This window comes from Sphingomonas colocasiae (genome assembly GCF_019880585.1).
Classification (GTDB): Bacteria; Pseudomonadota; Alphaproteobacteria; order Sphingomonadales; family Sphingomonadaceae; genus Sphingobium_A; species Sphingobium_A colocasiae.
The window spans coordinates 210,670-228,748 of record NZ_JAINVV010000001.1; the positions used below are offsets into that span (position 1 = coordinate 210,670).

The window sequence follows — 18,079 nt, forward strand, 5'->3', positions numbered from 1 at the left end:
GATGCTGCCCCAGATCGTCCAGGCGCTGCGCTGGACCGGACCCGGCATCCCGCTGATCGACGAATTGCGCGCGCAGTTCGAACTGCGCGTGGTCGTGGCCGGGGCCGTGCGGATCGGGGTTGCCGGCCAGCGCGAACCCGCGCGGGTGGAGGCGCTGCATCGGCGGATGACAAGGCGCGGCCCGACGCGGATGGCGGACGCGATGACCGCGCCCGGCACGTTCCGCTTTCTCGCGCCCGATGGCGATGCCTTCGCGTTGCTCGATCATCTCGATCATATCGCCGACCTGCCGGCGCCAACCGACGCGCGCATGCCCTATGTCGATTTTTCGGCAGCGTCCGGTGCGAGTTTCGACATTCCGCTGATCACGCCTGTCGGCATGAGCGAAGGCGGGCGCCGGCTGGCGGAACGGCGGATTCATGCGGCGCTCGATCGTCTCGCCGAGCGGCCGGCGGCCGCCCAATGCGTCCATGTCCACAGTCGCGAGATCGCGGTCAGGCGGGATCTGGGGCGCGACGGGTTCCTGTCGACCAGTTCGCCGCGCTGCCCCGGGCGCAGCGTGCTGATCAACATCGAAGCGGCCTCGATCGAGATGATCGCCGACGCGCTGCTGCACGAGGCGATCCATTCGCTGCTCAACGCCGTCCAGCTTATTCAGCCCTTCGTCCTCGATCATGCCCGGCTGAGGTCCGTCGAAGCCTGTTCGCCGTGGAGCGATCAGCTTATCCCGCTCGATGCGCTGCTGGAGGCCTGTTTCGTCTGGTTCGCCCTATGGTCGTTCTGGCGCGGCATGGCGGGCGAGGAAGACAGGCGGCTCCACGATCGCGCCGCCCATGGCTTCATCGGGCCGGTATTGCGCGACATCTTCGCCGATGCCGAGGGAGCGATCGCCCCCTCGGCGCTCGACGCGATCGATCTGATGCAGGCGCGTGTACGATCGGGGCTTCGGGCGGCGTCATGATGCATGAAATGTCCCTGGCCCTGAGCGGGCCGCTCGCCATCCTCGCGGATGACGGCCAGCTTGGCGTCTGGGCGCGGCAGGGGCATGAGCAGCCCCAGTTCGTCGAACTGCAGCCCGGCCAGCTCGCCTTGCTGCTTCAGTTCTGCGAGGGACCGTCATGGCCTGAGGCGGCGGCGGGCAGGGCGGGCGTGGCCTATGACGCCAATGCGCGTTCGCTGGTCGAAGCGTTCGTCGCGTTCGGTCTGCTTTCGGATTCCGCGCTTGCCGACGAAGCTGCGGTTCGATCGGCCGCTTCGCATGATCAGGCGGAAAACCCTGCCTTCGAACTGGTTCCTCACGCGCTTCCGTCCCCGATCGTCGCGGAAATGCTGGCGGGGGCGGAGGCGTGCGAACTGGCCGGGGATAATCCGCTCGCCGCCGCTTTCGGCGGCAGCCGGGGCTTTGGCATAAGCTGGCGCGCGGAAGCGAAGCCCGCGCTGCTGCGCCTGCTGCCCTGGGTCGAGCCGTTCGTCGAACGGATCATGGCGCATCCCTGGCGCCGGGATAGCGGGTTGGGGGGCGCGCCGAACGCCTATTATCTCAACCTGCTCATATTGCCGCCGGGTGTAGGAAGCGGCCTGCATGTCGATCGCACGCTCGATGGCGAAACCAGTCCGGACGTGGTGAGCATCCTCTATCTGCATGTACCGGAATCGCGCGGAGGACGGCTGGCGCTGCGCGAGAATGGCCGCCCGATCGCGTTGATCCGGCCGGAAACCGGCAATGCCGTCCATTTTCGCGGCGATCTGACACATGGCGTGACGCCGGTCACCGAGGGAACGGCGCCGCGTGTCAGCCTGGTCTGCGAACAATATCGCCTGTCCGACGAAGCGCTGGAGCGAATGCCCTATCTGGAGATCTGCCGGCGGTGATGCCTGCGTCTGCAACCGCGAAGATCAGATGCCCGCATACCAGGAATAGCCGAATTCGGCGGCAAGACTGCCCTTGCCGCTGCTGATTCCCGCCATCGATTCCACCACCCTGATCCGGTTGATGAACTTGATGCTCTTATAACCCAGATGCCGTTCGACGCGCAGGCGTACGGGGGCACCATGTTGCACGGGCAGCGGCGCGCCGTTCATCCCATGGGCGAGGATCGTCTGGGGGTGGAGCGCGTCGAAAAGGTCCAAGCTTTCGTACCAGCCGTCGACGCTGTCGAAAACGATATAGCGGGCTTCGGGGCGCAGCCCGGCCAGGCGCAGGACATGTGCGAGCGGCACGCCGGTCCATTGCCCGATCGCGGTCCAGCCGCGCTCGCAGCTATGCGCGGTCACCTGCGTTCGAGCGGGCATCGCCTTCAGCACCGCCAGCGAGAGCCGGAGCGGACGGCGGACCAGCCCCTCGACGGGCAGCGACCATGTGGCGAAGCCCGTCTTCAGGTCGCGCAGATAGGCGTCGTCCTCGGGCAGCGTGGTTCCGATCGCTGGGAATCCCCTGGAAATGAGCGAGGGGGCGAATTCGCGTGCCAGCGGCTGTCGTTGCAGGATGAGGCGCTGCGCGCCCATGCTGAGCGCATCGCTGACGCCGAACAGACTCCCATAATCGGGGGGCAAATAGGTTTCGCTCCGGCATCCGGCGAGCGACACCCCGCCCGCCGCGACCAGGCCACTCAGGAAGATGCGACGATTGGGCGTCGTGGTCATTCCGGGGCCTCCGTTGCGCTGGATCCGCCGGTGATCATCGCCCGGATCTGTTCGGCCGCGCCCGTCAGGATGACCTGCCAGACATGGATCAGCACGAAGAGCACGAGCAGCGATGCGGCGATGAAATGGATGGTGCGTGCCGATTGCCGGCCGCCGAACAGCGTGAAGAGTTCGGGAAACGTCGCGGTCACCCCCGGCGACATGGTCAGGCCGGTCAGGATCATCAACGGGAACAGGATCAGGATGACGACCAGATAGGCGATCTTCTGAAGCAGGTTATAGTCAGGGCCGTGTCCGCCCGGCGGTGTCCGGAAGCGCAGATGCTGGCGGATGTCCTCGACGATATGATCGCGGCTCAACTGGTGGCGCGTGGGAAGCAGGCGCGTGCGGAAATGACCGCCGATCAGGCCCGACAGCAGATAGACAAGCCCGTTCGCCACCAGCGCCCAGGCGCTCAGGAAATGGACGTTGCGGCCCCAGGCGGTGTGGTCGAAATTCGCCTCCATCCCCAGCGAGACCCAGGGCGTCTTTCCCGGATAGCCGGTTTCGCCCCAATGGAGTTCGGGAAAGGCGACCAATATGCCGATGCCGCTGGCCAACAGCCCGAAAAAGGCGAACATGTTGATCCAGTGCGCGACACGGACGAGCAATGTATGGCGTTTCCCGCCGCGCGCCCGCGGATGCTGGAGAGGCGTCCCCACGGTTCGCCTAGGCCTCCAGATTGTAGAGGCGGCGATTGTTCTTGTAGAGGATCATGCGCGCCGCCTCGATCGCCTCGTCGACGCTCAACACCTCCTGATCGACATAGACGCCCAGCGCCTGCGCCAGATATCGCTTGCCCCAGATGCTCGCCAGCCAGAACAGTTCGGGGACATGATAGGCGTCGCTGCCGAACAGGATCTTGGACAGCGGCACCGCCTCCATCACCTGCAGGTAGCGCTGGAACAGCCCCTGATGGACGAAGGGCGTCATGATCGACAGTTCGAAATAGCAGTTGGTGTAGAGGTGGCTGAGCCAGGCTGCCTGGCCGACCAGCGGATAGCCCGCATGGATCGGCACGATCTTGGGCATCCGCATCACGCCGTTGCGATCGAAGCGGACCATTTCCTCCAGATTATAGGGATCCTGCTGGCGCAGGATGATGCCCGGCGCTTCGCCGTCGCCGGCATGGAATTGCATCGGCATGTCGCGAGCCAGGCATTCCTCCAGCGCCAGGGTCAGCAGATAGCGCCGCAGATCCTTGCCCTTGTGGGCTTCCGCCTCGCGATCCTCGTAGACGACCGATTTATCCTTGAGCGTCGCCCAGCTCGCTTTGGCCGGTGCGGGATCGAACAGCGGTTTCACCACGCCGATCTCGGGCATCAGATAGGATTTCATGCCATAGGAACGGGCGCCGTAATTGCCCGTGCCGTCGAGACCGGCGCGGACCATGGCGAGGAAGCGCCGCTCGAGCTCCTCGAAGCCGATATCCTCCTTGAACAATTGCGCCTGGATCGTTTCGACCCGGTAGATGCGCCGTGGCCGTGACGGTTTGATCGCGTCCTCGAAGCGCGCGATCCCCGGCGCCTGCAAATTCTCGATATAGCCGGTGTCGAGCATCGCATTCTCGATCCGGGCATCGCGGAACAGCGCCCCCACATAGCCCCAATAATCGCGGCCGCGTTCGTTGCGGGCGGCGATCACCGTGGTCAGGTCCGGCTTGCAGCCCAGGAATTTCGCCATCTCCTTCGTCATATATTTGACGAAGACGCTTTCGCGGAAATGATAGAAGATCTCGCCCCGGACCTTGTCTATCCCGTGCTGGCGGTCGAGCGCCTGTCGCTTGGCCGCATCGCCGGAGAGCCAGGCCCGGTAGACGCCGTCCGGAAAATAATCGGGCGTCGGAAAGCCAGCCAGCGAGATGCGTTCCAGGAAGAGATCGGGCGTTGTCTGCGCGTCCTGATCGGTCAGCGGATGGCAATGCGAATCGTCGACGGGCATCGTCGCGATTTCCTCGTGCAGCAATGCCGCCTGCTTGCGTGCACCGGGCGAAGGCGTGGCCGCATGTGTCGCGCCGCCGGCCAGGAAAGTGCCGGTCGCACCGAGGCCCATCGTCTTGAGCATATCGCGCCGGTCGACCATCTATTCCCCCGAACTCCTGGCATGCAGCAATCGCCATGATTGCAACAGCTTGTGCATCCTTCAAGGATGTGGGTTCGCATTTCGGGGCGGTTGTTTGTCGCAAACGGACGGAATGGCCCGATTGGACGGATTTATGACCCTATGCCTGAGATGTAGATGCGGCGCCGGCCGCGACCGATCGTCGCAAGAGCCTTTGCTGGGCATCTGGCGAACGCCATGCGAACCGTCCGGGAAGGCCCTGGCGACGGGCCGACTGCCAGGGCGGGGAATTGGGTACGGGAATGCGATCGGCCAGCTTGCCGAAGATCCGCAGCGCCGCGGCCTCCCGTCCGCTCAGATCGAATTCCGGTCCCAGTTCCAGTCTCTCTCGCACGGCCGGTGGCAGGATGGAGACCGCGGCATGGCCCAGTGCGCGGTGAAGGCCGCGCGGAATCGCCGGCGCCCCCCGGCCCGACATCACGATGTCCAGGAATTCCAGGTTGATGGGGTGCGGTTCGAAACGCGGCGCCAGATGATCGAGCATCGCGAAGAAATCGGCGTCCGACCGGATGGCGTTCTCCACGCCGTAGAGCCGCGCCACAACTTCGCCATCGTGATAGTAACGCAGGCGATCCGCGTCCGATACCGGAGCCACGAAGCGATGATACGCTTCGAGAAAGCCGTAGCTTGCGGTCGCGCTTACCCAATCGAGCAATTCGGGGTCGAGCGCGCGATAGGGCTCGCCGGACGGCGTATCGCCCACCACCTTGCGATGCATGCGGTTGACGCCGCCGATGATGCGCCGTGCCGTGTCTGCGGGGGCGAACACGCCGGCAAGCGCCGCGATACCGGTCCGGCGCGACCGGCCGACCGGATCGATCTTGTAGGTCGAATGGTCCCAGACGCCCGAACGGATGCGCGCATCCGCGAACTCCAGGAGCACCGCCGCGACACCGCCGATGCCGAGCGCCACGACATTCTTGAACACCCGCCATTGCGGCGAACCGGGCGGGATGAGCGAAGGCGCGCCCGGCGGGTTCAGATAGTCGATCGCATAGGGGTTCGGGGCTGGTCCGGTCATCGTCAGAACCGAACGGCCAGGGTGGCGCCAAAGGTCCGTGGCGGGCTTGCGAAGCGCACGACGACATTCGCGTTGCTGGCCACCGCGGTCCAGTAATATTTGTCGAAAAGGTTGCGCGCCCAGAGCGAGACCGACCATTTGTCGTCGGGGCCGGCGATGCCGATGCTGCCATTGACCACGCCATAGCCGGGGATCTTGTAGAGCGGCAGATCCTCGAAGATCGTGTTGGACTTGCTCTGGTAACGGCCGTTGAGCGTTGCCTGCAGGTTCAGGCTGTCGCTGATCGGCTGATCGACGATCACGGACAGGCTGCCCTGGAAATCGGGGCTGTAGATGAATTCCGCTCCCGCGAAATCCTGAGGCTGGCCGGCGGCGTTGGTGCCCAGATAGCGTTTGACTTCGGTATGCAGCCACAGGGCGGTCGCGGCCACCGTCACCGCGCGCGATGGCCGCCAGTTCAGTTCACCCTCGACGCCATAGGCTTCGGACTTGGGCACATTGTCGAGCCGAGACAGCGCGGTGTAGATCGGATCGGCGAAATAGGTGCTGATCTGCTTGTTCTTGTAGTCGTAGTAGAAGGCCGAGAGATTGGCCTGCAGCGCTCGTCCGGCCAGGCTGGCTTTCAAGCCGAGCTCATAGGCGGTCAGCAATTCCTGCTTCACCGGCGCGTTCTGCCGCGCGAGATTGGCGGCGTTGATCGGCGTCGTACCCGATTTCGCGCCGCGCGAGACCGATGCGTAGAACAGGGTATCGTCGGACGGCGTCCAGTCCGCAGAGACGCGCCACGACACATTGTCCTCGTCGAGCAGCGAGTTGATTTCGCCGAACGTGCCGTTCACCGGATCGAAGGTGTTGCACTGCCCTTGCGCGATCGGTGCGGCCATCTTGCCGTAATTCTGGAAATAGAGCGCGCGGTTCACGACGTTCACATTGGGCAGCATGTTGCCGTTGAAATCGCGCGAGCAGCCGCTGTATCGCTGCTTGTCCTCGGTATAGCGGATGCCGGCATTCAGTTTGAACCGGTCGCTGATCTTCCAGTCGGCATTGGCGAACACGCTCCATGTCGTCGTTCTGATCCGGCCGATATCCTCATAGGTGCGGAATGCCTGGTTGAGCTGCGCGGCGGTATAGCCGCAGCAGTTGAAGGGGGTGGCGAGCAGCGGTTGCCCGGCGGCGCGGATCAGCCCGACATTGGCGTTCTGGCCCAGCAGGGTGCGGTTGCTGTCCAGGATGCGATCCCGCGCATAATAGGCGCCGACCAGCCATGTGACCGGGCCGCTTTCACCCTCCAGGTGGATATCCTCGGCGAAGGAGCGGATCCGTCCGACGGTGTTCTGGAGCAGTATCTCGTAGGGAACGCCGCTCCAGTCGGACAGCGCATTGCGCTTGAAGTCGTTGTAGCTGGTGAGCGAAACCAGCTTGATATCGTCGCTCAGCGCCTGATCGATGCGCAGCTTCAGCCCGTGGAACCGGTTGTTCTCGCGCAAGGGGCCGTCCAGCCCCAGTCCGGTTCCGATATCCGCCGATCGCGTGGCATAGGGCGCCCAATCGGCGTCGCGCGCGCTGCCCGGCTGGTTCGCGGCGATATAGGCGGCGAGTCCGGGTGCGTTGAAGAAGCGCGAATTGCTGCCCGCGGGATTGGCGGGGTCGGTCGCCGGGGTGAAACCGATGCCCTGGCCCGCCACGGTATCCGATCTGTTGCGCCACCATGACCATGACAGATCGATATTGGTATCGATCGAGGGTTCGTATTTCAGTGCGACGCGAACGCCATGTTTCTCGATCTCGCCCAGCCGTTCGCCGCGCGCATTGCTGCGTTGCCAGCCCTTGTCGCTGTTTTCGCTGCGGAACGAGACGCGCACCCCCAGGCTGGGCGCGATCGGGCCGGAGATGACGCCTTCGAAATTATAGGTTTCGTAATTGCCAAGTTCGGCGGCCACGCGCGCTTCGAATGTCTCGGTCGGCTTGGCGGTGATCAGGTTGACCAGGCCCGCCGTCGTGTTGCGCCCATAGAGCGTGCCCTGCGGCCCCTTGAGCAGTTCGACGCGCTCCAGGTCCATCATCGGGCCGGTGTTCATGATCGGATAGGCATAGGCAACTTCGTCGACATAGGTGCCGACCGTGGATGTCGCGGACAGGTTGATCGTGTTGAAGCCGATGCCGCGCAACGTGTAGGTGGGCACGCCCTGATAGCTTTGCGAGACGGTGAAGCTGGGCGCGACGGTGGTCAGATCCTTGACGCTCGTCACCCGCAATGCGGTCAGGCTTTCGGCGTCGAAGGCCTGGATCGCCATGCCGATATCGTTGATCGCTTCCGCGCGGCGCTGCGCGGTGACGATGATGTCCCCCATGTTGACGGGTTCGGCGGAATCCGCGCTGACCTGTGCGAATGCGGGCTGCCCGCCCGCAAGGATCATCGCGGTACCGGCCATCCAGAGCATCTTGTGCGTCATCACCCTTGACCTCTCCACCCCGGCGATTGTTGACTGCAGTCCGCGTCTGGGCGGCATGCAAGAGCCGGTAGCGTGGTGGACAATCGCGCGCCGCCGGGCTTTCGTTCAAGCTGACACCCGTGGCAGGGTGACGCGAGGGAAGGGGGGACGGTGCTGGACGAAAACGATGGCTGGGCGGTGACCGCCGCGTCGATAGAGGCCGTGCGGGCGGCGGGAATCGCCCATGGATTGCCGTTTATCGCGGCGCAGAGCGATCTGGGCGATCCGGAGCCGATGTGCGATGCGGCCGGGCGACCCTATGCCGAAACCAGCTTCCAATGGGTGGATCCCGCCAATCACTATTGGCGCAATCGCCGCCTCGCGCTCGATTCGCCCTTCCTGCACGCCGCGCGCCTGACCGCCGAGCCCTTTCATTATGCGGAGGGGTACCTGCGGAGCTGGCGGCCGACGGCGCTGCTCGACGGGATCGATTGCTCGCGCGTCGCGTCGACCACCGGCATCCAGGCCGCGATCATCGCGCCCGCGCACCTGCCGCGCGGCATGGTCGGCGCGGTGGTCTGGGCGGCGCGTGACCCGATCGACGTTGCCGCGGTGTTCGATCGTCATGCCGAACATCTTCACGCATTGGCGCTGAAACTGGTCGCCAGCCATGCCGAGGCATCCGGCCGCCCGCGCCATGCGGCGGAACCCACCGCGCTCACCCGGCGCGAGGTCCAGTGCCTGCGCTGGGCGGCGGCGGGAAAGACCGACGGCGAGATCGGCATCATCCTGTCGCTGTCGGTATCGACGGTGCGGTTCCATCTGCGAAACGCCGGCGCGAAGCTTGGGGCGACGGGCAGGGCACAGGCGATCCAGACGGCGGCAGGGCTCGGTTTCGTCGGGGCGCGCTGACCGGGCCTGTCACGAGCGTCAGCTTGTCGGACCTCGGTGATCACGCGATGTTGCGCGGATGGACGCGCTGCTTTCTCCCGGCGATCTGGCATTTCGCGACGAGGTTCGCGCCTTTCTGGCAGCGGCGCTACCCGACGATCTTCGCCGTGCGACGCGGCGCGCGACCAGCGTGTTCATCGATCCGGCGATCTCGCTGGCCTGGCAGCGTATCCTCCATGCGCGCGGCTGGGTCGCGCCGGATTGGCCGGAGCGATTTGGCGGAACGGGGTGGAGCGAGCTGCGCCGCTACATCTTCGCGGCGGAATGCGCCCGCGCCCGCGCGCCCGCTCTGGCGCCGATGGGGCTCAAGATGGTTGCGCCGGTGCTCATGCACTATGGCAGCGATGCGCAGCGTGCGCATTATCTGCCGCGCATCCTGTCGGGTGAGGATTACTGGTGCCAGGGTTTTTCGGAGCCGGGCGCCGGGTCCGATCTGGCCGCGCTCGGGCTGAGGGCGGCGGATGACGGTGACGATTATGTGCTCAACGGATCCAAGATCTGGACGACGCATGCGCAGTTCGCCAACCGCATATTCTGCCTGGTGCGGACCGGGCAGGGCGGGCGTCCGCAAGCGGGCATCAGCTTCCTCCTCATCGATATGGGGAGCCCCGGCATCCGCGTCGATCCGATCGTCACGCTCGCGGGCGACCATGAGCTGAACCAGGTGTTTTTCGACGATGTGCGCGTGCCCAAGGCCAACCGGCTGGGCGCCGAGAATGACGGTTGGACGGTCGCGAAACATCTGCTCACCTTCGAGCGGGGCGGGCGCTACGCGCCGCCCTTGATCGCCTATCTGGAGCAGTTGCGAACGGTCTGCGATCCGCTCTCCGTCATGGTTCGGAACCGGCTCGCCACTGCCGCGATCGAACTGGATGCGCTGCAGGCGCTCGAACTTCATGCGATGTCGGACGGCTTGTCTCCTGCCGATCATGCCATGCTGGCCTCGATGCTCAAGATCATGGGGACGGAGGCGTCGCAGCGTCTGGACGATATCGCGCTCGAGATCGGGGGCGTGGATGCCTGGGCCTGGCCGTCGGACGATACGCCGGATACGCAGGCGGTGATCGTCCCACGCTATTTGAACAACCGTGCCGCGAGCATCTATGGCGGCAGCAACGAGATCCAGCGCGACATCATCGCACGCCAATTACTCGGCGCGATCGAATAGGGCGGTGCGTATCAGGCGGCGTTCGCCAGTGCATGGCGCGCGAGGTGATCGTCCATATTGCCGCCCAGGCTCGCCAGATAGCGCGCGCGCTTGAAGGAGCGGCCAAGCGGAAGCTCGTCGGTAAGCCCCATGGCGCCATGGATCTGAACCGCGCCTTCGCCGACGCATCGTGCGGCGAGGCCGGCCTGGACCCGTGCCGCACTGGCCATGCGCGCGCGCGCGCCGCCGGCATGGCCAAGCGCGTCCGTCGCCGCGATCGTCAGCGCCTGCGCCTTGGCCGCTTCGATATGCATGTCGACCAGCCGGTGGCGAAGCGTCTGGAATGTGCCGATCGGCTTTCCGAACTGCCGGCGCTCGCGCATGAACGCCGTGGTCTCTTCCAGCATCCGCGCCAATATTCCGCCGATCTCGGCACTGCGGCCGGCGAGCAGCGCGTCCGTCGCCCAATCGACGAGCATTGTCGCCTCATCTTCGACGGCGATAAGCGCGTCGGCTGAAAGGGGTGTGGCCGAAAACCCGATATCGGCGGTCATGCTGCCATCGATCATGCGCCGCACCGATCGGCTGGCGCCATGCGCGTCCGCATCGATCAGCAGCAGCATCGGGCACCGCGCGCCGGTTTCCGCGGCGACGATCAGATGCGTGGCGGTCGCGCCGCCCACGACCAGGCATTGTCCGCCGTCGATCACCCATCCATCAGCCGTCGCCCGCGACGTGATCGCCGCCGCGCCTGGCAACAACAGCGCAAATCTCGCGTCACCCGCGACGATCGCGGCGATCATGGCGTCGAGACGGGGGGACGTTTCCGTCGTTCGCGCCAGCAATCGCGCCGCGACCATCGTCTCCAGCCAGGTTTGGTCGGTCAGGGCTCTGCCCAGTTCGGCCATCACGATCGTGATCTCGATATCGCCTCCGCCATGGCCGCCCCGATCCTCTGCGATGCCCGTTCCCATCAGCCCGAGATCGGCCGACAGGCCCCGCCAGAGCGTATCCATGTCCGCCGGCCGGCGTGCCGCCAGATATTGGGCGACCGCGTGCTGGAGCATGCGCTGTTCCTCGGTACGGGCAAGCGGCGGCATCGGTCAGTTCACATGCCGGGCATGGCCCGCCCAATAGGGCGCGCGCAATTCGCGGCGCAGGATCTTGCCCGACGGATTGCGCGGCAACGCGTCGATGAAGTCGACGCTCTTCGGGCATTTGAACCGCGCAATCCGCTGCCGGGCATGGGCGATGATGTTATCCGCGTCGGGATTCGTCCCGGGCCTGGGCACGACAATGGCCTTCACGGCTTCGCCCCAGTGCGGATCGGGCACGCCGATTACTGCGACGTCGGCAATATCCGGATGACCGTAGAGCGCGCTTTCCACTTCGGCGGGATAGACATTCTCACCGCCCGAAATGATCATGTCCTTGATGCGGTCCTGGATGAAGAGATATCCCTGATCGTCGAGGAAACCGGCGTCGCCGGTCCGGATCCAGCCCTGCGCATCGAGCGTGCGCGCCGTTTCATCGGGCCGGTTCCAATAGCCCTTCATGTTCGATGGCGAGCGGATCGCGACCTCTCCCGCCATGCCGGGCGGCAGCGCATTGCCGTCCGGATCGAGGATGCGGAGTTCCACGCCCGGCATCGCACGACCCGCCGAGGCCATCAGGTGGAGCCGGTCGGGATCATGATCTTCGGGCGCGAGCGCGGTCACGGCGCCCCAGGTTTCGGTCATGCCATAGACCTGGACGAACTGGCAGCCGAGCCGGGCGATGCCGGCCTTGAGCAGTTCGATCGGAATCGGGCTCGCGCCATAGGAGAAATAGCGAAGGCTGGAGAAATCGGTGGTTTCGGCCCGGGGATGCGCAAGCAGGATCTGGAGTGCGGCGGGCACCAGGAACAGGCGGCGCAACCGGTGCCGCTCGATCGCGTCGAGCACCTGGCCGGGGTCGAACTCGGACAGGACGATATTCTCCTGACCCGCATAGATGGCGAGCAGCGCGGTGCCGACGCCGGCGATGTGCGCGAAGGGCATGACCAGCATCGCGGTCTCGTCGGGATCCGGGGTCAGCCAGCCGATCGCCTCGGCGTCGATGACAGGTCTGAACCGGGTGACGTTCGCATGCGCCAGCATCGCGCCTTTCGGGCGGCCCGTGGTGCCGGAGGTGTAGATCTGGATCAATATGTCGTCGGCATCCACCTTCACCGGGGGCGGCGTGGCGGGGGCGGCGTCGCGCCACGTATCGAAATCGTGCCAACTCTTGTCGCTCCGCGCGCCGCCGATGGAAATGACCGTGAAGTCGTCGGTCGCCAGCGCGCAGGCCGTGTCTCCCATCGGGGCGTCGACGATCAGCAGGCGCGCGCCGCAATCCGACAGGATCCATGCGATCTCGTCGGGCGAGAGCCGCCAGATGATCGGAACCAGCACCGCGCCCGCCTTGCCCGCGCCAAGCGCCAGCGCGACCGCCGTGTCGCTGTTCTTGCCGAGATAGGCGACGCGTGCACCGGGCTCCACGCCCGCCGCGATCAGCGCGTTGGCGATGCGGTTGGTCTGCGCGTCGAGCGTCGCATAGTCGGTGACGCGCTCTCCGAAGCGGAGCGCCACGGATTTGGGGCGCTCGCTGGCGTGCCGGCGCAGTACATCGCCGAAGGTTTCGGTCGCGCGATCGGTCATGGTTTATCCTCTCCGCGAGGACAGTCTCATGACGGCGGCCGGGCGCCAAGCTGTCGATTGTGGCAGGCGGAAGGATAAAGGGCCTCGCATCGCTGCGAGGCCCCACGGAAACGATGGTGAGCCGTGCTGGATTCGAACCAGCGACCTACTGATTAAAAGTCAGTTGCTCTACCGACTGAGCTAACGGCCCGGCACGATCGTTACGCGCCTCCCCCTAGGGGCGCGTCGCCGGACGGTCAACCGGCCTTCTGCGGCGCAAGCGAGCGGCGAGCTGCCGGATCGAACGATTGCCGAGCGGATCGATCCAGTCCGGTGCGATGCGTTCGAGCGGGAAAAGCACGAAATCGCGGGTACAGAACGCCCGATGGGGAATCGAAAGCGTGGGGGAGGCCCAGAGCCCGCCGGACCACAGGATGATGTCGAGATCGATCACGCGCGCGCCCCAACGCTGGCCACGACGGCGGCCGAAGTCGCGTTCGATCGTTTTGAGACGCGCGAGCAGCGCGGCCGGGGGCAGGGCGGTTTCGATCAGCGCCGCGGCATTGGCGAACCGGCGGATCGATGGGCCGATGGGCGGTGTCGTCAGAGTCGGAGAGACCGCAAGGATGGTCAGCCCCGCATCGGCCATCGCCGCGATCGCGGCGGCGACGACGCGTTCGGGCGCGCCATGGCGGCCGTGGCGCCGGTTCGATCCCAGCGCCACGGCATAAAGATCCGGCCGGCCAGCCAGCGTCAGACTGTCTTCAGATAGTCGAAATAGGCGCCATCGGGCGGACCGTCGAGCACCGCGCCGACAGGATCGAAAGCGTCCCTGGGCAGATGATCGCGTGCGCCCTTGTGCGCCTCCACCGATTCCCACTTCTCGATGAAAATGAAGCGGCGCTCGTTGCCGAGATCGCGCAGCAGCTCGACGCCCTCGCTGCCGGGAACGGCGCGCACCGCGTCGGCAAGCGCGGCAAGCGCGGTTTCCAGCGTCGCGTCATGCCCTTCGGCGGCATGCATGATATAGTGCCTGGCGATCGTCATCTGCGCTTCCCCTTCAGATATCCTGGACGAGACGGCCGTAGAGTTCGGGCCGCCGGTCGCGGAAGAAACCGAAACCTGCACGATGCGTGCGCACTTTGTCGAGATCGATCGTCGCGACCAGCGCACCGCTTTCACCTGCGCCGAAATCGGCAAGGAAATCGCCGCGTTCGTCGGCGATGAAGCTGTGGCCGTAGAAATCCATCTCGCCTTCGGTCCCGATCCGGTTGGCGGCGATTACCGGCACGACATTGGACACGGCATGGCCCTGCATCGCACGGCGCCACATGCGGCTGGTGTCCAGATCGTCGTCATAGGGTTCGGTGCCGATCGCGGTGGGATAGAAGAGCAGTTCCGCCCCCATCAGCATCATCGCGCGCGCGGTTTCGGGATACCATTGATCCCAGCACACGCCGACGCCGATCGTGCCGTAACGCGTCTTCCACACCTTGAAGCCGGTATTGCCGGGCCGGAAATAATATTTCTCCTCATAGCCCGGCCCGTCCGGGATATGGCTTTTGCGATAGATGCCCATGATCTCGCCGGCATCGTCGATCATCGCCAGGCTGTTATAGTGATGCGGTCCATCGGCTTCGAAATAGCTGGTGGGGATATAGACCTTCAGCTCCGCCGCCAGTTCGCGCATCGCCGTCACCGCCGGGTGGTCGGCGGTCGGCTGCGCGCGCGCGAACAGCGCCTCGTCCTCGACCTGGCAGAAATAATGGCCTTCGAACAATTCGGGCGGCAGGATGATCTTCGCGCCGCGCGTGGCGGCGTCGCGGACAAGCGCCGAAACCGCGGCGATGTTCGTTTGGATATCGTCGCTCAGCGCGAGCTGGAGCGCGGCGACCGTGACCTCGTTCATTCTGGCACCTGCTGGCTGATGCAGTGGAAGCTGCCCCCGCCGACCAAGATATGATCCGCGCGCAATCCGACAACCCGGCGATCGGGAAACAGTGACTGGATCGCGGCCACCGCCTTGTCGTCATTGGGGGCGCCATAGATGGGCACGACGATGGCGGCATTGCCGATATAGAAGTTCATATAGCTGGCCGGCACGATCTCGCCGTCGCGGCGGACGAGGCCGGGCGAGGGCAGGGCGACCGTATCGATCCCCATCGCCGCCGCGCGGGCGCGGACATCGGCATAGATGGCGGCGTTGGGATCGTCGTCGCCCGCCGGTTCGGGGACGGCCAGGCGGTTGGGGCCGACGAAACGCGCCAGATTGTCGACATGGCCATCGGTATGATCGTTGAGCAGCCCGTCGCCCAGCCACAGCATGCGATCGAGCCCCAGATCCATGGCAAGCCGCGTCTCGATCGTCGCGCGGTCCATTTCAGGATTGCGGTTCGGATTGAGCAGGCATTGCTCGGTGGTGACGGCGAGACCAGTGCCATCGACATCGATCGCGCCGCCCTCGAACACCCAGTGGCAGCGGTCGGCGGCCATGCCGATGGTCGCGGCCAGCCGCGCGCCGATATCCTCGTCGCCGGGCATCTCATATTTGCCGCCCCAGCCGTTGAAGCCGAAATCGCGTGCCTGGCGACCGGCGCCGGTGCCGACGATGATCGGTCCGGTGTCGCGCAGCCAGATATCGCCGAAGCGATGCTCCTCCACGATCACGCCGGGCACGACCAGCGCGCGCGCCGCTTCGGCGGATGCGGCGTCGGCGGCGATCAGATGCACGGCCTCACCCTTGCCGTCGGCATGGACGGCGTTGGCGAAGGCCGCCACTTCGGCGCGCGCGTCGTCGAGCACGCCGGGCCATTCGACTTCATGGCTGGGGAATCCGATCCAGACGCGCGCGTGCGGCGCCCATTCGGGAAGCATGCGAAGAGTCACTGACGATATCCTTGGGTGGCAGGCGCCGTTGCCTAGCGAAGCCCGGGCAGGGCTGTAAAGCGCGAGGGCGGATATTGGTCCGTTATGGTGCTTTTGCGAGTTGAATTCAGGAGGCTGTTGCGGGCACGCTGCGGACGAAACGCGCGCGAACCAGGGGAGGGCGCATGCGGACAAGGGGGTATGGGTATGCGTAAGATGTATCTGGCTGTTCTGGCCGCCGGGGGCATGCCCGCGTCGATCGCCTGGGCGCAGACGGACAATGCCGCATTGTTCGGCGTGCGCGAGAGCATCGAGGATATCGCGCTCTCACCGAATGGAGACAGGCTCGCGATTATTCAGCCGGCGCCGGCGGGGCAGGGGGCGTCGGTCTATGTCGTCGATATCGCGAGCGGCAAACCGGTTCGCGTGACCGGGATCGATGGCGATCCGGAGCGTTTGAGCTGGTGCCGATGGGTATCGAACGATCGGCTTGTCTGCTCGATCTTCGCGATGTCCGAGATCGAAGGCATATTGGCCCCGGTCGCGAGGCTGGTGGCGTTCAACGCCGATGGCAGCGGCGCCAAGATCGTGAGCACACGCGGAAGCGACCGCGCGCTCGGTTTCGACCAGTTCGGCGGATCGGTGCTGGATTGGCTGCCGGAGGAGAGCGGCGCGGTCCTCAAGACCCGGCAGTTCATCCCGGAAAGCGATACCGGAACGCATGTCGCCAGCAGGCTCGACGGATTGGGCGTCGAGCGGATCGATACGCTGACCCTGAAAACGCGCGTCATCGAAAATCCGAAGCGCGACGCGATCGAATATATCTCCGATGGGCATGGCCGGGTCCGCATCATGGGCCTGCAACCGGTGCAAGGGGCGGTCGGCTATGCCGGCCGGTCGATCCTCTATCGTTATCGTACCAAGGACGACAATGACTGGAAGCCGCTTTCCAAGGTGAACGTCACCAGCGGCGGCGCATTCAACCCCCATGCCGTCGATCGCGATCTCGACGTCGCCTATGGCTTTGCCGACAAGGATGGCCGCCAGGCACTGTTCAGCGTGTCGCTCGACGGAGCGATGACCGAGAAGCTCGTGTTCGGCCATCCCAATGTGGATGTCGATGGTCTGGTCCAGATCGGCCGGCGCAATCGCGTCGTCGGTGTATCCTATGCCACCGAGAAGCGGCAGGTCGAATTCTTCGACCCCGAACTCAAGCGGTTGCAGGCTTCGCTGTCCAAGGCGATTCCAGGGCTTCCGCTGATCAACTTCAAGGATTCCAGCCTGGACGAAGGCAAGCTGCTCCTCTGGGCGGGCAGCGATGTCGATCCCGGCCGTTATTTCCTGTTCGACAAGAAGACGCGGCAATTGGCGGAGACGCTGCTGGTGCGTCCGCAACTCGAAAAGGTCACGCTCTCGCCGGTGAAGCCGGTCAGCTACAAGACCAAGGATGGCGCGGTCGTGCCCGGTTATCTGACCGTGCCCGCCGGCGGCACGGGCAAGCACCTGCCGACCATCGTGATGCCGCACGGCGGGCCCGGCGCGCGTGACGAATGGGGTTTCGACTGGCTGGCCCAATATTTCGCGGCGCAGGGCTTCGCGGTTCTGCAACCCAATTTCCGCGGATCTGCCGGCTATGGCGACGCTTGGTATCAGAAAAACGGCTTCCAGTCGTGGCGAACGGCGATCGGGGACGTCAACGAGGGCGCGCGCTGGCTGATATCGGAAGGCATCGCCGATCCCGCCAAGCTCGCGATCTTCGGCTGGTCCTATGGCGGCTATGCGGCGCTTCAGGCGGCTGCGATCGAGCCTGATCTCTACAAGGCCTCGGTCGCGGTCGCGCCCGTCACCGATCTCGAAGCGCTGAGAAGCGACGCGCGCAACTATACCAATTTTCTCGCGGTCTCCGATTTCATCGGCACCGGGCCGCATATCCGCGAAGGGTCACCCGCGCAGAATGCGGCCGCCATCAAGGTGCCGGTGCTGCTGTTCCATGGGGACAAGGACATCAATGTCTCGGTTCGCCAGTCCCGGCTGATGGCGGATCGTCTGCGCGATGCCGGCAAGAAGCATGAACTCGTGGTCTATCCAAAACTCGACCATTATCTTCAGGATTCTGCCGCGCGCAGCGACATGCTGCGGAAGAGCGACGCTTTTCTGCGCACCGCGTTGGGGCTTCCCGCCAAATAGGCGCCGTAAATGAAAA

16 protein-coding genes and 1 tRNA gene are annotated in these 18,079 nt (G+C 65.2%); 5 read left to right on the plus strand and 12 right to left on the minus strand.

The annotated features are described in order from the left end of the window. Position 1: 1 nt before the first annotated feature. A complete protein-coding gene (locus K7G82_RS00950) occupies positions 2–961 on the plus strand; it encodes an aKG-HExxH-type peptide beta-hydroxylase (protein ID WP_222987944.1) in 960 nt (319 codons plus the stop codon). 8 nt (positions 962–969) lie between these two features. Next, the gene (locus K7G82_RS00955) at positions 970–1,872 is read left to right on the plus strand and encodes a 2OG-Fe(II) oxygenase (RefSeq protein WP_222987945.1); all 903 of its coding nucleotides are present in this window, start codon (positions 970–972) and stop codon (positions 1,870–1,872) included. 24 nt (positions 1,873–1,896) lie between these two features. Here K7G82_RS00955 and K7G82_RS00960 read toward each other — a convergent pair whose 3' ends face one another. The 5 genes from K7G82_RS00960 to K7G82_RS00980 form a co-directional block, all read right to left on the minus strand. Then, a complete protein-coding gene (locus tag K7G82_RS00960) occupies positions 1,897–2,643 on the minus strand; it encodes a molybdopterin-dependent oxidoreductase (protein ID WP_222987946.1) in 747 nt (248 codons plus the stop codon). After that, the gene (locus tag K7G82_RS00965) at positions 2,640–3,344 is read right to left on the minus strand and encodes a cytochrome b/b6 domain-containing protein (RefSeq protein ID WP_222987947.1); all 705 of its coding nucleotides are present in this window, start codon (positions 3,342–3,344) and stop codon (positions 2,640–2,642) included. The genes K7G82_RS00960 and K7G82_RS00965 overlap by 4 nt, the downstream gene beginning before the upstream one ends. 7 nt (positions 3,345–3,351) lie before the next feature. Next, positions 3,352–4,764 (minus strand): amidohydrolase family protein, encoded by a 1,413-nt coding sequence (locus K7G82_RS00970; protein WP_222987948.1) that lies wholly within the window; start codon positions 4,762–4,764, stop codon positions 3,352–3,354. A gap of 139 nt (positions 4,765–4,903) precedes the next feature. Then, a complete protein-coding gene (locus K7G82_RS00975; protein WP_222987949.1) occupies positions 4,904–5,824 on the minus strand; it encodes an oxygenase MpaB family protein in 921 nt (306 codons plus the stop codon). Positions 5,825–5,826: 2 nt separating this feature from the next. Next, the gene (locus K7G82_RS00980) at positions 5,827–8,277 is read right to left on the minus strand and encodes a TonB-dependent receptor (protein ID WP_222987950.1); all 2,451 of its coding nucleotides are present in this window, start codon (positions 8,275–8,277) and stop codon (positions 5,827–5,829) included. A gap of 150 nt (positions 8,278–8,427) precedes the next feature. Between K7G82_RS00980 and K7G82_RS00985 the strand changes: the two genes are divergently transcribed. Both K7G82_RS00985 and K7G82_RS00990 read left to right on the plus strand, forming a co-directional pair. Continuing rightward, on the plus strand, positions 8,428–9,168 hold the full coding sequence (locus K7G82_RS00985; RefSeq protein ID WP_222987951.1) for a helix-turn-helix transcriptional regulator: 741 nt from the start codon (positions 8,428–8,430) through the stop codon (positions 9,166–9,168). A gap of 58 nt (positions 9,169–9,226) precedes the next feature. Beyond that, positions 9,227–10,375: an acyl-CoA dehydrogenase family protein gene (locus tag K7G82_RS00990; RefSeq protein WP_222987952.1), complete on the plus strand. Its 1,149-nt coding sequence runs from the start codon at positions 9,227–9,229 to the stop codon at positions 10,373–10,375. Positions 10,376–10,386: 11 nt separating this feature from the next. Here the strand turns inward: K7G82_RS00990 and K7G82_RS00995 are convergent, their stop codons facing one another. The 7 genes from K7G82_RS00995 to K7G82_RS01025 all read right to left on the minus strand — a co-directional run bounded on the left by K7G82_RS00995 (position 10,387) and on the right by K7G82_RS01025 (position 15,897). After that, positions 10,387–11,454, minus strand: a complete 1,068-nt coding sequence (locus K7G82_RS00995) for an acyl-CoA dehydrogenase family protein (RefSeq protein WP_222987953.1) — start codon at positions 11,452–11,454, stop codon at positions 10,387–10,389. 3 nt (positions 11,455–11,457) lie between these two features. Then, positions 11,458–13,032 carry a fatty acid--CoA ligase gene (locus K7G82_RS01000; RefSeq protein ID WP_222987954.1) on the minus strand — a complete coding sequence of 525 codons (1,575 nt, stop codon included), beginning with the start codon at positions 13,030–13,032 and terminating at the stop codon, positions 11,458–11,460. 114 nt (positions 13,033–13,146) lie between these two features. Beyond that, positions 13,147–13,222, minus strand: a tRNA-Lys gene (locus tag K7G82_RS01005). A gap of 24 nt (positions 13,223–13,246) precedes the next feature. Beyond that, positions 13,247–13,735 (minus strand): 2-amino-4-hydroxy-6-hydroxymethyldihydropteridine diphosphokinase, encoded by a 489-nt coding sequence (gene folK / locus K7G82_RS01010; protein WP_343228498.1) that lies wholly within the window; start codon positions 13,733–13,735, stop codon positions 13,247–13,249. A gap of 29 nt (positions 13,736–13,764) precedes the next feature. Further along, positions 13,765–14,058, minus strand: a complete 294-nt coding sequence (locus K7G82_RS01015; protein WP_222987955.1) for a putative quinol monooxygenase — start codon at positions 14,056–14,058, stop codon at positions 13,765–13,767. 13 nt (positions 14,059–14,071) lie between these two features. Then, positions 14,072–14,920 (minus strand): N-carbamoylputrescine amidase, encoded by an 849-nt coding sequence (gene aguB / locus K7G82_RS01020; RefSeq protein ID WP_222987956.1) that lies wholly within the window; start codon positions 14,918–14,920, stop codon positions 14,072–14,074. Further along, positions 14,917–15,897, minus strand: a complete 981-nt coding sequence (locus tag K7G82_RS01025; RefSeq protein WP_425517231.1) for an agmatine deiminase family protein — start codon at positions 15,895–15,897, stop codon at positions 14,917–14,919. Before K7G82_RS01025 ends, aguB begins: the two co-directional genes overlap by 4 nt. A gap of 186 nt (positions 15,898–16,083) precedes the next feature. On the opposite strand from K7G82_RS01025, the gene K7G82_RS01030 reads away from it, so the two are divergent. Next, complete coding sequence (locus K7G82_RS01030) at positions 16,084–18,063, plus strand: alpha/beta hydrolase family protein (protein ID WP_222987957.1); 1,980 nt, start codon at positions 16,084–16,086, stop codon at positions 18,061–18,063. Positions 18,064–18,079 lie beyond the last annotated feature (16 nt).